16 protein-coding genes are annotated in these 14,110 nt (G+C 63.8%); 6 read left to right on the top strand and 10 right to left on the bottom strand.

All coding sequences use genetic code 11. The annotated features are described in order from the left end of the window. Positions 1-73: 73 nt before the first annotated feature. Entirely contained in the window at positions 74-1,483 is a 1,410-nt protein-coding gene (locus M1D51_RS01120) for a serine/threonine-protein kinase (protein WP_458108206.1), read from the bottom strand. A gap of 285 nt (positions 1,484-1,768) precedes the next feature. Between M1D51_RS01120 and M1D51_RS01115 the strand changes: the two genes are divergently transcribed. Together M1D51_RS01115 and M1D51_RS01110 are read left to right on the top strand one after the other, a co-directional pair. Beyond that, positions 1,769-2,671, top strand: a complete 903-nt coding sequence (locus tag M1D51_RS01115) for an alpha/beta fold hydrolase (RefSeq protein WP_458108205.1) — start codon at positions 1,769-1,771, stop codon at positions 2,669-2,671. 81 nt (positions 2,672-2,752) lie between these two features. Continuing rightward, positions 2,753-3,346, top strand: coding sequence for a histidine phosphatase family protein (locus M1D51_RS01110; protein WP_458108204.1), 594 nt, complete (start codon positions 2,753-2,755; stop codon positions 3,344-3,346). Positions 3,347-3,355: 9 nt separating this feature from the next. Here the strand turns inward: M1D51_RS01110 and M1D51_RS01105 are convergent, their stop codons facing one another. From M1D51_RS01105 to M1D51_RS01090, 4 genes are all read right to left on the bottom strand, one after another. Then, positions 3,356-3,892 (bottom strand): hypothetical protein, encoded by a 537-nt coding sequence (locus M1D51_RS01105; RefSeq protein ID WP_458108203.1) that lies wholly within the window; start codon positions 3,890-3,892, stop codon positions 3,356-3,358. Continuing rightward, positions 3,889-4,503 (bottom strand): hypothetical protein, encoded by a 615-nt coding sequence (locus tag M1D51_RS01100; RefSeq protein WP_458108202.1) that lies wholly within the window; start codon positions 4,501-4,503, stop codon positions 3,889-3,891. Before M1D51_RS01100 ends, M1D51_RS01105 begins: the two co-directional genes overlap by 4 nt. A 174-nt stretch (positions 4,504-4,677) precedes the next feature. Continuing rightward, on the bottom strand, positions 4,678-5,682 hold the full coding sequence (locus tag M1D51_RS01095) for a LacI family DNA-binding transcriptional regulator (protein ID WP_458108201.1): 1,005 nt from the start codon (positions 5,680-5,682) through the stop codon (positions 4,678-4,680). Positions 5,683-5,760: 78 nt separating this feature from the next. After that, on the bottom strand, positions 5,761-6,045 hold the full coding sequence (locus M1D51_RS01090; RefSeq protein ID WP_458108200.1) for a hypothetical protein: 285 nt from the start codon (positions 6,043-6,045) through the stop codon (positions 5,761-5,763). Positions 6,046-6,155: 110 nt separating this feature from the next. Between M1D51_RS01090 and M1D51_RS01085 the strand changes: the two genes are divergently transcribed. Next, positions 6,156-6,953, top strand: a complete 798-nt coding sequence (locus tag M1D51_RS01085) for a ZIP family metal transporter (RefSeq protein WP_458108199.1) — start codon at positions 6,156-6,158, stop codon at positions 6,951-6,953. An 80-nt stretch (positions 6,954-7,033) separates the two neighbouring features. Here the strand turns inward: M1D51_RS01085 and M1D51_RS01080 are convergent, their stop codons facing one another. The 3 genes from M1D51_RS01080 to M1D51_RS01070 form a co-directional block, all read right to left on the bottom strand. Further along, positions 7,034-7,264 (bottom strand): DUF6458 family protein, encoded by a 231-nt coding sequence (locus M1D51_RS01080; RefSeq protein ID WP_172326563.1) that lies wholly within the window; start codon positions 7,262-7,264, stop codon positions 7,034-7,036. A gap of 125 nt (positions 7,265-7,389) precedes the next feature. Beyond that, entirely contained in the window at positions 7,390-8,286 is an 897-nt protein-coding gene (locus M1D51_RS01075; RefSeq protein WP_458108198.1) for an SDR family oxidoreductase, read from the bottom strand. 94 nt (positions 8,287-8,380) lie between these two features. Beyond that, positions 8,381-9,466, bottom strand: coding sequence for an NAD(P)-dependent alcohol dehydrogenase (locus M1D51_RS01070; protein WP_458108197.1), 1,086 nt, complete (start codon positions 9,464-9,466; stop codon positions 8,381-8,383). Between the two features lie 156 nt (positions 9,467-9,622). Here M1D51_RS01070 and M1D51_RS01065 point away from each other — a divergent pair, with 156 nt between their 5' ends. Beyond that, complete coding sequence (locus tag M1D51_RS01065; protein ID WP_458108196.1) at positions 9,623-10,297, top strand: TetR/AcrR family transcriptional regulator; 675 nt, start codon at positions 9,623-9,625, stop codon at positions 10,295-10,297. 98 nt (positions 10,298-10,395) lie between these two features. Beyond that, positions 10,396-12,255, top strand: coding sequence for a glycoside hydrolase family 15 protein (locus M1D51_RS01060; protein WP_458108195.1), 1,860 nt, complete (start codon positions 10,396-10,398; stop codon positions 12,253-12,255). On the opposite strand, the gene M1D51_RS01055 is transcribed toward M1D51_RS01060, so the two are convergent. Further along, a complete protein-coding gene (locus M1D51_RS01055; protein WP_458108194.1) occupies positions 12,224-12,424 on the bottom strand; it encodes a hypothetical protein in 201 nt (66 codons plus the stop codon). The two genes, M1D51_RS01060 and M1D51_RS01055, sit on opposite strands and share 32 nt — an antisense overlap. Positions 12,425-12,539: 115 nt before the next feature. Then, entirely contained in the window at positions 12,540-13,406 is an 867-nt protein-coding gene (locus M1D51_RS01050; protein WP_458108193.1) for a PRC and DUF2382 domain-containing protein, read from the bottom strand. Positions 13,407-13,674: 268 nt separating this feature from the next. On the opposite strand from M1D51_RS01050, the gene M1D51_RS01045 reads away from it, so the two are divergent. Further along, a complete protein-coding gene (locus M1D51_RS01045; protein WP_458108192.1) occupies positions 13,675-14,097 on the top strand; it encodes a hypothetical protein in 423 nt (140 codons plus the stop codon). Positions 14,098-14,110: the final 13 nt, after the last annotated feature.

Below are 14,110 nucleotides of genomic sequence, written 5' to 3'. Positions count from 1 at the left end.
AGTCGCATGACTTACGGAAGATAAGGCACGACGGCGGCAGGCCGCCGTCGTGCGCTTGTTACCCGGGTCTGGGCTACTTGCCGTTGCCGTTCTCGGATTTCTTGCCGCTCTTGCCCTCGCTCTTTTGGCCTGCGAGTTCCTTGCCGGTGAGGGGTGCTTCACCGACGCCCGGTTGGTCGGCAGGCACAGTGTCCAGCTCGGCCTGGGTGGTCTCCGGGAGGATGACCACTTCAGCCGACCCCGCACCTGTTGACCCCGCATCCGTGGACCCTGAATCTGTGGTCCCGGGAGCCGCCGGGGCTGGTACCGCAGGCGAGGATGCTTCGGTAACAGTCTCTGCGGGTGCCGCGGGGACATTGGGCATGGCGGGTTGCGGATCGGCCTGCGAGATACCGGGATCTGCGGGCTGTGACTGATCCTGCGGGTTGCCGGCCAAGCCGATGCCCTGGGTGAGGAGCAACAAAGCGATCGGGATGGTGACCGCCGCTGCCGCCACACCCCGGACAGTTTTGGGGCGGCGCTTGGTGAAGGTCCGGATGCTGGTGACGGTGGCCTGCTTCCGCGTGGTTGAACGCAGTGGCTGCCGCGGAGGGACCGACGGCAGCAGTGCGGTCCTGCGCCCGGACTGGATCCCTTCCTCGGCAAGAGCCTGTTCCACTTCCTGCGCGCCTGGCCGCTTGTCGGGATCCATGTCCGTCATGGCTTCCAGGAGCGAGCGCAGCGGGGCCGGCAACTCCACGGGAATCTGCGGCGCGCGGTGAAGACGCGCAGAGGCCGTTTCGATCGGCGTACCCGGGTACTCCGCTTTGCCGGTGAGGCACTCCAGGAGAACCAGGCCCAAGGAGTAAATGTCGCTCGCCGGAGTCAGGTGCAAACCCTGGGCTTGTTCGGGGCTTAGGTACTGGGCTGTGCCCACGGTGAATCCAGTGGCAGTCAGGCGGTTGTCGTTCATCACCAGTGCCACGCCGAAGTCCGCCAGCTTCACGGACTCTCCCAGCCCGTCGTCGTCGGAGACCAGGATATTGGCCGGCTTGATGTCCCTGTGGATGACGCCCTTGGCATGCACCTGGGACAGCGCCCCTGCCAGCCGGATCCCGATGCGCGCGGTCTCCGGGATGGTGAGCGGCCCCTCCGTCAGCATGGCCCGCAGGTCCCGGCCTTCGGCCAACTCCATCACCAAGTAGGCACGTTCTTCGTCGTTCCTGGTGTCCACGCCCGCGTCCAGGGCAGCTACCAGCCCGGGGTGGTCGAAGGCGGCCAGCAGCCGCATTTCGTTTTCCTGGCGGGCGCGGAACGAGTCGTCGCCGGAGCCCGGGAGGAAGATCTTGATGGCGACATCGCGTCCGAGGAGCAGGTCTGTGGCCCGGTAAACGGCGGACATGGCGCCCCTGCCCAGCACAGGTCCCAATTGGTAGCGGCCGTCAAGTGTGTCGTCGATGGAATCGGGGACACGGGAGTCCACGGCGTCGTCATTGTTGCCCACGAAATGTCACGTCCTTCAGGCATACCTGGAACCACGGACCCAACCACTGTCCTTGCGTCACCAAGCAATGCCGTCATTCAAACTTTCACGATGGCCGCGCGGCCAATCTGCTTCAGCCACGTGCGGCCCAGGCAAGGAGCCCAAACAGCATCATCCGGTTTCACCAGATAAGTTATCAGGATACTGATTAAACAGCTCGATGAACAATGACGGGTGTCACGCACACCGATCCACGCCACCCCCTGCTCCGAACCTCCATCAAAAGGTCAGGAGCACCCGAACACCATGGAAGATCAACCACCGTCCCTGCAGGACAACACCGAGCTTCAATGCACGATGGTTCCCACCACGCTGGGGCCGTGCGCCGTGCGCCTCCAGTCCGCCCCGGCTCCTGGCAACCTGACGGCGGACGTGTACCTCCACGGTGCCGCGGGATCATGGACGACGTTCCAGCCCCTGCTGTCAACATCCCCGGACCGCACCCGTATATTGATCGACCTGCCCGGCTGGGGTGACTCCACCCAGGGAGCACAGCTGGCCTTTGCCACGGTCGAGGCCATGGCCGGGGTCGTCGTCGAGGTTGTGGAGGACCTCGGATACACCAAATGGAACCTGGTGGGGCATTCAATGGGCGGCGTCATTGCCCTGCATATCGCTGCGGCCCGGCCCGAACGGACGCTCAGCGTTGCAGCAATATCACCCACGGTGTTCGGCGCTGCAAACTCGGTCCGGCGCCCCTGGCGCGGGCTCGCGACGCTGCCCTGGTTTACGGGGATGCTGTTGATCATGCGCTCCATGGCCTTCCTCGGGAACGCCGGAAAGGTGCTGATTCGCGTCGTTGCAGCCACGCCCCTGCTGCAGCTGCTGTTGCGGCCCCTCTTCGCGGACCCGGCCGCCGTACCGCCCCACGTTATCCGCAGGCTGGGGCAGGAAGCCCGGCCTGGAGCCTTCTGCGCGGCAGCCCGGGCCCTCGCCGGCTACGACTTTGCGACATGGCACAGCATCAGGTGCCACGTGCTGGTTTTGCGAGGATCCGCGGATGTGTTCACCCCGCAGTCCGATCTCGATCACCTGGCCGCCCTCGGCCCGCACATCCGTACCCTGACCCTCCCGCGCTGCGGCCATTTCGGTGTGGCAGAGCAGCCGGTAGCCGTTCAGCAACTGCTGGAGGAACTGTGGCAACGCTGAACGCACGACGGCGACCTCCCGCCGTCGTGCGCTTCCTTGCGTGACGTACGGAACTGCGGCGGCCCCACCTTGCAAGGCACAATGGATGGCATGACCCTCACAACATTCGCCCTCGTCCGCCACGGCCAGACCGACTGGAATGCGGAGCGCCGGTTGCAGGGGTCAACGGATATTCCACTCAACGACGTCGGCCGGGAACAGGCGCGCGAGGCCGTCGCCTTCCTCTCGGACCAGCAATGGGACACCGTGGTGGCCTCACCCCTGAGCCGCGCAGCCGAAACGGCGGAGATCATCGCCAAAGGCCTCGGGCTGAAGGTCGCCCGGCTGGTTCCCGAGCTCACCGAACGCAGCTTCGGCCCCGCCGAAGGCTTGCAGGCCGGCCCTGAGCTGGAGGCTTTGCGTATCCCGGGCGGCTTTCGCGGCGGAGAAAGCGACGATTCTGCCGCTGACCGGGGCATCGCTGCCTTGGAATCCTTGGCTGAAGAATTTGCCGGCCGGCGCGTCCTGGTGGTGGCTCACGGAACGTTGATCCGGCTCACGCTCAGCCGCGCCATCGGACGCACGCTGGACAGTGTCCAGAACGCAGTCCTGAACCTCGCCCACCACCATGTAACCGAAGGCTGGCAGCTGGAGTACTTCAACGGCGAGCGCGTCAAGGTGGACGTCGAGGCCTGATCCCGCCGACTAGCTGCGATTCCCCGGTTTGGGGTTGAGCGCAGCGTCCAGCAAACGGTCAAAGCTGGACATTCCGTTCCTGGGAGCGGCTGCCGTGATCACGGCGCGCCACTTCTCCGGAGCATCTTCTTCCCGCGCCAGGACCCGCTGAACCTGCAGTCGCAGCCCAGGCACGCCGCCGACCATGAGCGGCCATGGCTCTCCGCTCCGGATGAGCCGGTTAAGCTGCCGACCCGAAAGCCCCTGGCCGGAATTGCCTGTCACTTCGCTGATGGTGTCATTGACCCTCCGGGCAACTCCCCGCATGAAACTCCGTTGAGCTGCGATGACAGGGATGGTGAGGAGGCCGGCGAAAACCGCCGAGAACAGGGTGAGCGCTCCGAAGCTCCTGAACGCCGGCAGGAAAAACATCAGGATCAGCCCCATGATGACCCCCAGCACGCCAAAAATGACGAATTTGATGGCAGGTTCGTCACCCGGCTTCCGTTCCCAGTGGACCACAGTGACCGCATCCCGGGGGTTTGGTGGTTGTACTGGCTCATTCATGGCCGGGGTCCCTTCACTTCCATGAGCGCTTCGGCCAACACGACCGCCTCGCGGGCTTCCCGCAGATCGCTGAGCAATTCAGGATCCGGGGTTGATGCACCGGCACCGTTGGCGCCGGAAAGCTCATAAAGGGCGCTCTTAAGGCGCCGCCGGTCTTGGGATGCTGCACGGGATGCCTTCAGCTTGGCTACGCCCGCCTCCAGTTCTCCCAAGGAATGGTGGATGGCGTCCCGCTGATCTTGGAGCTGGTGCAACTTTTCAGTGATCCGCGAGGTCTGCCCATGGTGGAGTGCCACCATTTTCACGGCAGTATCGTGGAGTTCTCCCAGAGCGGTGTACACCTCCACGTCTCCGGTGCAGCGGTCCAATTCCATGGCGGCCCGGGCCCGCCGGCGCTCCCATTTCAAGGAGGCCCTCTGGTACTCCTCCAAGAGCAATGAGACCGCACCCAGGGCCTTGATCACGGACCGGAGCCGGCTGCTGAGACGGGCCGCTGCGCGGTCCATCCTCTCAATGAACGCAGCGTAGTTGTCCGGGGGACCGTCCGGCGGACCGCCCGGGAGATTGTCCGGCGGTCTGTCCGGGGGCGGACGCTTGTCCCTGCGGTTCATGGAGCACCCACCCGCCTCGATGATTGACCGGTCCCTTTGCGCGTCAGAGCCCCGCCCCCCCTGCGCAGCGGGAGCCCGGCAAGGAAAACGCTGCCCCAACGCCCATGACACGAGGATAGAAGCTCCAGGGCGCTTGTCATAGGGCTCGCTGCGATGGGTTCGGCTTTAGAGGGTTCAAATAGCGGCAGCAGAGCCGCGATCAATGATCTTGGGTGCAGGTCGGCGCACGATGTGGCTCTTGACCTTCTCGCCCGCGATCATGCGTTGAAGAACCTCGTAGCCGCGCACCCCGGCCTCGTAGAGGGGCATCTTGATGGTGGTCAATGCCGGTCGATAGTAGTCCGCCTGCGGTATGTCGTGATACGCCACAACGGAAAGATCTTCCGGCAGGCGCAACCCCAAATCCGCCACCGCTGCGATCAGCCCGCGGGCGGCCACGATGTTGTCGATGATGATGGCAGTGGGGGGCTCAGAAGACTGCATCAGCTGCGAGACCGTGGCTCGGATGGCCGTGGGGTCGTAGCCACGGACAACTGCCTCGGCAGGGGGCGGAGTAAGGTCCCGGGCAGAGAACGCGTCACGGAAGCCGTCCACGCGGGTATCTTCGGTGAAGGGCGTGGGGGGACCACCCAGCATCGCTATGCGCCGATGCCCCAGTTTCAGGAGGTGCGTGGTTCCCACAAAGATGCCGCGGTAGTCGTCCACCCACACGCACACGTTGACGCCGTCGGTGGGACCATTCAGGACCACGCACGGGACGCCACGCTGCTGGAAGATACTTATGTTCTCTTCCGCTGCCGTATGGAAACGGACCAGGAACCCGTCCACCATGCCGGTACCCACCAGCCGGCTCAGGAGGTTGCTGCCAGGGGAAACCCTGTCCGAGTCGGCGAGAAGGATGGCGCCGCGATTGGCATCCGCCGCATCCTGGACACCACGAAGCGCCTCATCGAACACCGGGTTCGAAAGATTGGGCGTGATGGTCGCAACCAAACCGGTTCGCGATGTTTTCAGTGCCTTCGCAGCGTGATTGGTGACATACCCCAGTTCACGGATCGCTTCCTCTACCCGCTTGCGGGTAGAGGGGCTCATCCTGACGGATTTACTGCCGGAAACCGCTGCGGAAACCACCGCAGCCGAGACCCCTGCCCGCTCCGCCACAGTCTGCAAAGTCACCATGCTTTAAACGTAGCGCTTCTGTCCGTCCACGAAGTAGCGGGCCAGGTGCTTTTACAGGAGCACCCATCAAACCGCCAATTACCGCGCCTCGAGCCGCGCCTTCAGCTGCTCCGCGTATTCGGTGTAAGCGGCTGCGATCTCTTCCAGGTCAACGGTTTGGGGAAAGTCGATCACCGGCTGGTGTTCGGCCAGATATGACGTGGTTTCTTCAACAACACGCTGCTCTTCGAAGGCATCGAGCCCTACCTCGGCAAGGAAGTCCGGGTTGGTGTGGACCAGGGATTCGCCGGCTTGCCCCTCTGATGCCCACCGCACCAAGTATTCGTTCTGATTGACCAGTTCAATGTTGAATGACGTCTCCATGGCAAGCAGCCTACGCCGTTCGGAAAGAAGCGTTCGACGACGGCCTGCCGCCGTCGAACGCTTTTCCTTGCCCTAGAGAAGATCAGGTTACTTACTTCTATACTGGCGTTGTGATGGCATCACTGTGGTTCGGATTGATCGCCTCCAGCGCCCTGGTCATCGGCGCCATCGTCGGAGTGCGTTTCGAGCTGCCGAAGCGGGTTCTGGCCATCCTGCTGTCCTTCGCTGCGGGGTCGCTCATCACCGCCTTGGCGTTCGAACTGTTCGAGGACGCCTATGAACAGGGCGGAATCGTGCGCGCAGCGGTGGGACTCCTTGCGGGAGCCATCGTCTTCACCGCGCTGAGCGCCCTCTTGGATCGCTGGGCGCAACCCGGAAGAACGTCCAAATCCAAGCCCGCAGACAAAATCCAGGGCAGCCCGAAGCTGGATACCGACGCCGCAGCATCCGATAAGGCTGCCACCTCCGCCTCGACCCGCGGAGCCGCCGGCATGGCCCTTCTCGCCGCGGTCACCTTGGACGGCGTGCCCGAAAACGTCGCCTTGGGCATCTCACTGGGCGAGGGATCCGGCGGCTTGGCGCTCCTGGCGGCAATCTTCGTTTCCAACCTGCCCGAAGCCCTGGTGGGGGCGTCGTCCATGCGCAGCCAAGGCAAAACGGCCGGCTTCATCATGCTGCTTTGGAGCGCGTGCGCGGCATTGCTGGTTGCCGCCGTGGTGCTCGGCGCGGGACCGCTCTCCTCGGCCCAACCCGAGACGATCTCCCTCCCGCTGGCCTTCGCGGCGGGCGCGGTGATCGCATCACTCGCGGACACCCTGATGCCCGAGGCCTACGAACACGGCGGCCCCGCGGTTGCACTAAGCACGGCAGCCGGATTCGTCCTGTCGTTCACCCTCTCGCTCGCCTGACACGCTGGTGCGGCATTAAAGCAAGAAGCGCACGACGTCGGGGGCCCGGCGTCGTGCGCTTCTTTTGTATGTTGCGGCTACTAGACCTCGGGGCGCCGCTCGACAACGGTGTGGGGATCGCCGCGGCGCTCAACCACGGTGCGACGGGTGCGGTTGGACATGGCGATGGAAATGATGAGTCCGATGACGCCGACCACCATCAGGATGTAGCCAACCAGGACCTGATCGAGGAAGGGGATGATTCCGGGGGCGAGCGCGAAAGCCAGAATAGCTCCGATGGCGATCAGGGCGATGGAAGAACCAATTCTCATAACGTGCTCCTCATGTTTTTTCGGCGCAGTCAGGGTCTACGGCCGAATCTGTATCATCAGGATACTTATGTTCCCCTCGCCCGGCCACCACCTACCGGCCCATGTCCCTTCCCCAGGCGTGCAGGTCAGTGACCGTAACGGGCGGCCACCCGGCCGATCGCATCCTCGGGAGTGGGCGCCGGTCCGAACACCTGCTCCTGGCGGGTGACATCGGCAACGTACTTTCCAGTCTCGAACCAGGCCACCATGCTGGCCATGTCTCCCACCAACGGAAGGACCTTTGCAGTGACCTTGCCGAGCCCGGCGATAGCACCGGCGGGTATGGACATCACCTTGACCTGTTTGCCCGCCCGTCGGCTGGCGACTTCGGCGGCTTCATGGATGCTCACGGGACGGCTCCACCCGATGTCGATGCGCTCACCCTCAATAATGTCGGCATCCACCGCCTCGGCCAGGTAGGCGGCGACATCGCTGGCGAGCACGAACGTCAGGCGGGCATCTTTGGAACCCAGCCAAACGAAACGCCCCTTCGCGAAGGGATCTCCGCCCATCCCCACCGCCTGGTCAAAGAAAGCACCCGGGCGCAGGGCCACGAAGGGCACTCCGAGTTCCTCAAACTTATCCTCGGCCAGCTTCTTGTTCCAGAAGTGCGGAATCTGGGGTGTTTGGTCGCTGGTGACGATGCTGATCAGGACGAAGCGGGGCACCCCGGTATGCTTGGCGGCGACGGCCAGGTTGCTGTTCCCGAAGGTATCGATGGCCTTGGCGTTCTTGTCATTGCGCGTGTAGCCCGCCGCTGTGGAGATGGCCCCGGAAACACCGGTCATGGCGGCAATCAAAGAGGCCGCGTCCAACATGTCGCCGCGCGCGATCTCGACACCCTTCGCCTCAAGCTTGGACGCGTTGGATGCGGGCCGTACCAAGGCGCGGACCTTCTTCCCGCGCTTGAGAAGCTCATCCACCACTTGTCCACCCAGAAATCCCGTGGCGCCAACAACAAGGACAGGACGATCTTCAGCCACAGCTTCTCCTCAGGGGTTTGTTCCTAGGGTCAGTGGTAGCACGCCACCGGAACTGCGGGCTAGGGGGCACTTCGCCTCCACAGCAAAAGTGCAATCAGACGGTGATGACCACCTTCCCGCGGGCTTTACCGGCGTCGAGATATCGCATGGCCTCCGGGACCTCGGCCAACGGGTACGTCCGGTCGATCGCCGGGGTGATGGTTCCGGCCTCCAGGAGAGCTGCAAGATATTCCAGGTCCCCGGCGGTTTGAGTGCCCACGATCATGATGAGCCGCTGGCGAATGAAGGGGGAAAGCGTCACGGCCCGAAACTGGCGATCCAGGCCGCCTGTCCAGGACCCGCCCTCCTCACCACCGGTGATCACAGCTGCTCCCCCAGGGGTGAGCGCCCGGCGAAGACTCGAGACCGAAGGGTTGCCTGCGATGTCGATGATGACGTCGTACTTGTCAGCGCCCCCGGCCAAGTCAGCACGGTTGGCCAATCCAATACGGTCAACGGAGTCCCGGGCCGTGTAGTCGATGACATGATCAGCGCCGAGGCCCCGCACCAGGTCCGCCTTGGCAGCACTGGCTACCCCGGTGATCTGCATCCCGGCTGCCTTGGCAAGCTGCACCGCGTAACTGCCCACACCACCGGAGGCGCCGGTGATCAGGACCTTAAGTTCCTTCAGCGCCGGGCCGGAAGCGGGATCAATGCCGCCGGCACGCAACGCGATCAAGGCGGTGCAGGCGGACACCGGGACCGCCGCGGCTTGCTCGAAGCTGATGCTGGCGGGTTTATGGGCGAGCTGGTTCTCCCGGGCAGCGGCGTATTCGGCGAAGGATCCCTTCCCGGACCCGAAAACGTGGTCACCCACGGCAAACCGCGTCACCTTCGACCCCACAGCTTCCACGGTGCCGGCGAGGTCCAGGCCGGGGACAGGGTTTCGGGGTGCTCGGAAGCCGTAAGCGAGCCGCAGTGCATATGGAAGACCCGTGGTGACATGCCAGGTCCCGCGGTCAAGCCCGGCAGCGCGGACCCTGACCAGGACCTCATTGTCTTTGATGGCCGGGCGAGGGACCTGGGCCTCATGCAGGACATCGGCGGGACCATACGCGTCCTGGACGATGGCCCGCATGAACGGACGCGGCATGGCTGACATGTTCTGACGTGATTCCTTGGCGTGCTGACCAGTGGTCATGGCCGGACCTTTCAGTGCTGGCGATGCGGGGGTTCTTGGGGATTCTTGGGGTTTTACAGTTTTTTCGTACGCTGTACTAGAGACGTTACCGTACACTGTACTAAACCGCTAGAGCTCCATCCCGCCACCAGCCCGCACAATGACCACGGAGACCACGTGACCGCAGCACCCCAGCGCATACCCCTGAGTCGGGAACGGGTCCTGGCGTGCGCCGTCGAGCTCGCCGATCAATCCGGGATCGCCGCGCTGACCATCCGGTCACTTGCCCGGACCATGGGTACCAAACCCATGTCTCTCTACTACTACGTAGCCAACAAGGACGAGATCCTGGATGGCATCGTGGACATGGTCTTCAGCGAAATCGAACTGCCGGCACCAGGGGGAAATTGGCGCGAGGAAATGCAGCGACGCGCCCGCGGAATGCGCTCAGCGCTCAGGCGCCACCCATGGGCAGTGGGGCTGCTCGAAAGCCGCTCGGCCCCCGGACCGGCCACCCTCCGGCACCATGAAGCCACACTCTCCACGTTGCGGGAAGCCGGATTCTCCGTGCAGCAGACGGCCCACGCCTACGCCCTGCTGGACAGCTACATCTACGGATTTGCCGTCCAGGAAGCAGCACTCCCGTTCGAAGGCAGGGACACGGCAGCCGAAATCACCGAACCCATCATGGAGCGATTCAGCACCGGTGAGTATCCGCGCATGGTGGAGATCGCCGTCGAGCATGTCCTCAAACCCGGCTACGACTTTGGCGACGAGTTTGAGTTCGGCCTGGACCTGATCCTGGATGGCCTCAACCGGCTGAAAGCCGGACAGCAAGCCGGAGAGCAATAGCAGCCTTTGGCTTTCAGGCGCGAGTCTCAGTGGAGGCGCCCGGTTCGAAGGGGTACGGTCAGGCATAGCTGACGACGCCTAGTAAGGGAGCTGACTTAATGGCCAGGATCGAGGACTACGCGATCATCGGGGACCTGAACACGGCCGCCCTGGTGGGGCGCAGCGGTTCCATCGACTGGATGTGCCTGCCGCGCTTCGATTCTCCCGCCTGCTTCGCCGCACTGCTGCACACTCCCGACGCCGGCCGCTGGTTGCTGGCCCCCGCCGGAACACCGGAGGGCGCCAACTGCACGCGACGCCAATACCGCGAGGACACCCTCATCCTGGAAACGGATTGGGAGGTGGAGGGCGGCTCCGTCCGGGTCATCGACTTCATGCCCGTCCGCGACGACGCCGTGGACCTGGTGAGGATCGTCGAAGGCCTGTCCGGTGAAGTCACCATGAACATGGAACTGGTTTTGCGCTTCGACTACGGCCGGGTGGTCCCATGGGTCCGGCACGGGGAGCACGGGATCAGCGCCGTGGCCGGCCCCGACTCGGCCTACCTCACCACCCCCGCGCCCTTGGAGGGCAGGGACAAACGGACCTTCAGCGAATTCACCGTCCGCGCGGGCCAACGCGTTCCCTTCGTGCTGCGCTGGGCACCAAGCCACGAGCGGGAGCCACGCCGGATCAATCCGCTGCATGCCCTTGAAGCCACGGAATCGTTCTGGCTGGAATGGATCGGCCGCAGCGAGATGACCGGCAAATACAAGGAACCGGTGGAGCGTTCCCTGATCACCCTCAAGGCTCTGACGTATGCACCTACAGGCGGCATCGTGGCCGCAGCAACAACGTCCTTGCCTGAGCAGATCGGCGGACCGCGAAATTGGGATTACCGGTACTGCTGGCTGCGGGACGCCACTCTGACGTTGCAGTCCCTGCTGGCCGCCGGCTACACCGAAGAGGCATCCGCGTGGCGGGACTGGCTGCTGCGCGCGATCGCCGGCGACCCCTCGGAGCTTCAGATCGTTTACGGGCTCGACGGCGCCAGGAGACTCCCGGAGGCGGACATCCCCTGGCTGTCCGGTTACGAAGGTTCACTGCCGGTCCGCACCGGAAATGCGGCCGCTCCGCAGTTGCAACTGGACGTGTGGGGCGAGGTCCTGGACGGACTTTCGCTGACCCGGGCGGCTTCCCCTGACGGCGCCGTGGATAGCTCCTGGGATATTCAGGTGGCCTTGATGGAGTTCCTTGAGGGGGCTTGGGACCAGCCGGACAACGGACTGTGGGAGATGCGCGGCCCCAGGCAGCATTTCACGCACTCCAAGGTCATGGCCTGGGTGGCTGCGGACCGCATGGTCAAGGCCGTTCGAACCTCAGGCCTGCCGGGACCTGCCGACAGGTGGGCTGCCCTGCGCAGCGAGATTCATCACGATGTCATGGCCAAGGGCTTTGACGAGGAACTCAACAGCTTTGTCCAGTCCTATGGAAGCAAGGAGCTGGACGCAAGCCTGCTCCTGATTCCACGGGTGGGCTTCCTGCCGCACCGGCACCCGCGGGTTACGGGTACCGTGGACGCCATCCAGAAAGGACTCACCGACGACGGATTGGTCCTCCGGTATCGCACCCAGTCCGGTCATGACGGACTTCCGGGCGATGAAGGCGTCTTCCTGGCCTGCTCCTTTTGGTTAGTTGACGCCCTTCTGGGCATTGGCCGGCCGGATGAAGCGACGCAACTGTTTGAGCGGCTGCTCAGCCTGCGCAATGACGTGGGGCTGCTCAGTGAGGAATGGGATCCGCGAACGCAGCGGCACCTGGGCAACACTCCCCAGGCCTTCAGCCATTTCCCGCTCATTCACAGCGCCTTGCAACTCCACCAAGGCGAGGCCCACAACAGCGATACCCCGCTACACAAACCCAAGCACCCGGAAAGGGCCAGCGGCTCTACCCTTCGGAAAGATCCTCGCCTTCGGTAGCTGAGGGTTCACCCTTGTGGCGGGCTTCCTCGAGGTGAAGATCCAGCTTGCGCTCGGCTTCGCGGCGGCGCTGGCCGACGGTCCGCATCTGTTGCGTAGTGGGATCACCACGGTCCTCGTACGCCGCACCGTTGGGCGCGACGGGCTGCACACTCTCTTGTTCGCCCATACCTCAATGGTCCCATCACCGGATGGTCAGCGATAGTAAAAAACGGCCGTTGCGAGGCCCGCTCTGCGCCCTCCTACGAGTTCTTGGGGCGCAGAGCGGGCCTCACAACCAGCCTTTAGCGGCGCGTCTCGCCCGTGCCGGTGCCCTCGGTTTCGATGCGCTCCTTACGGACTTCCTCATCTACCTGGACGTCGTCGCGGACCGTGTCCTTTTCGAGCCGCACGCGCTCAACCGGAACGGTTTCCTTTTCCACCACAGGCCGTTCCTCGTGCAGGGTGACCTCATGTTCGCTCTCGGTCAGATCCGGACCGGACATGGCATCACCGGCGTTGGCATCCGTAATGGGCTCACGCTCCAAGCGGACTTCCTCGCGTTCCACAGGGACTGTGGTGGTGACGTTTTCCGTAGTGATGTACTTGCGCAGCCGGGCGCGGCCGGTTGCCTGCCTCTCGGTGCCCACATTCAGCTGCTCCTCGGAACGGGTCATGGCGTCATCGCCCCGGCCAATGGACGTGTCGCGGTCGGTATCGGCGTCCCGGTGATAGGCGCCGGTGTCTGTGGCATCCCTGGCACCGAGGGTGTCCTGGGTGCCCACAGTATCCCGGGTTCCCACCGTCCCGGCGACGCGTGCATCGTCATCGCGCTGGCCGCCGTAGTTGTCGCCGTCGCTGAGTCCATAGTGGTTGTAGAGGCGACTCTCCTCGCCCGGATCAAGGTGGCCGTCTTCAGCCACCCTGGGTGCGTCCTTAATGTGGTCCTTGCTGAAGGGCACAATGACGTCGTCGCCTTCAACCGTTGCCTCCCGAAGCGGAATGAAGGATTCCGAGCTTCCGAAGAGCCCGGTCTTGACGGTAACCCAGGTGGGTTCGCCTGTGTCGTCGTCGGTGTAGAACGTGCCAATGGAGCCGACCTTGTCACCTTCTGTGGTGCGGACGTTTCCGTTGAGCCCCATCAAACGGTCAATGTTTTCCCTCGCGAGCATGATGTCTCCTTGGAATGCGGTTCTCTTGATGGATCGCCAAGCGGGCTTCATCACCTGGCATGGTTTCCGGATGCCGGAGCGGGGAGCAGATTCGACCCGCCGGCTTTAAGGAACATCAATACAATAAGCATGCTTAGTGTTTCTTTGGCAAGCCCCTTTGGAGAATCGGTGGCGCTTGCCACACTGCCTCGCCAACCGTAGGCTCGAAGCGGAGAAATTAGTACTTGTGCCAAAGGTATCCACTCTCTCTTACCCGCCAGGGTTCATCATGTCTGCTCAGCCAGAACACCTCCCCTTTCCAAGCCCAACCCACGCGCGCACCCCGCGATGCCAGTCCTGCGGCAGCAGCCAGCACCTCTCCGTGGACACCATAGGCGCCCACCACGACCTCGCCTCCGGCCTGGTGGAAGTGGGTTACAACTGCGGAAAGTGCGACTCCTTCCTTGCCCATGCCGCAACCGTCGCCGACGTCGCAGATGTCCTGCATGGGTCCACAGATTTACCCGGCCTGCTTCAGGCCGGCAACCATCAACTACACTGCGGCATCCCGATGCACACGGGGGCCGGGAGGCGGCACGTCCTCATGGTCGACACCACAGGCAAGCCTGTGGACCCGGAGTTGGAGGCATACCTCAGCACCCAAGTCCTGCATTGCGACGAGTGTGGATTCCAGATGGAAATACCGGACTAGACCCGGCCTTCCA

Source organism: Arthrobacter sp. R3-55 (assembly GCF_054161505.1).
The sequence above is the reverse complement of the archived record's forward strand: the minus strand, read 5'-3'. Positions and strand labels throughout refer to the sequence as shown.

Bases quoted from the DNA above. Each gene is read 5' to 3' on its own strand.
- M1D51_RS01060 (WP_458108195.1), top strand. From the start codon at position 10,396: ATGGCCAGGATCGAGGACTACGCGATCATCGGGGACCTGAACACGGCC.
- M1D51_RS01100 (WP_458108202.1), bottom strand. From the start codon at position 4,503: ATGAACCGCAGGGACAAGCGTCCGCCCCCGGACAGACCGCCGGACAAT.
- M1D51_RS01045 (WP_458108192.1), top strand. From the start codon at position 13,675: ATGTCTGCTCAGCCAGAACACCTCCCCTTTCCAAGCCCAACCCACGCG.
- M1D51_RS01070 (WP_458108197.1), bottom strand. From the start codon at position 9,466: ATGACCACTGGTCAGCACGCCAAGGAATCACGTCAGAACATGTCAGCC.
- M1D51_RS01055 (WP_458108194.1), bottom strand. From the start codon at position 12,424: ATGGGCGAACAAGAGAGTGTGCAGCCCGTCGCGCCCAACGGTGCGGCG.
- M1D51_RS01095 (WP_458108201.1), bottom strand. From the start codon at position 5,682: ATGGTGACTTTGCAGACTGTGGCGGAGCGGGCAGGGGTCTCGGCTGCG.
- M1D51_RS01110 (WP_458108204.1), top strand. From the start codon at position 2,753: ATGGATGGCATGACCCTCACAACATTCGCCCTCGTCCGCCACGGCCAG.
- M1D51_RS01080 (WP_172326563.1), bottom strand. From the start codon at position 7,264: ATGAGAATTGGTTCTTCCATCGCCCTGATCGCCATCGGAGCTATTCTG.
- M1D51_RS01105 (WP_458108203.1), bottom strand. From the start codon at position 3,892: ATGAATGAGCCAGTACAACCACCAAACCCCCGGGATGCGGTCACTGTG.
- M1D51_RS01090 (WP_458108200.1), bottom strand. From the start codon at position 6,045: ATGGAGACGTCATTCAACATTGAACTGGTCAATCAGAACGAATACTTG.
- M1D51_RS01115 (WP_458108205.1), top strand. From the start codon at position 1,769: ATGGAAGATCAACCACCGTCCCTGCAGGACAACACCGAGCTTCAATGC.
- M1D51_RS01050 (WP_458108193.1), bottom strand. From the start codon at position 13,406: ATGCTCGCGAGGGAAAACATTGACCGTTTGATGGGGCTCAACGGAAAC.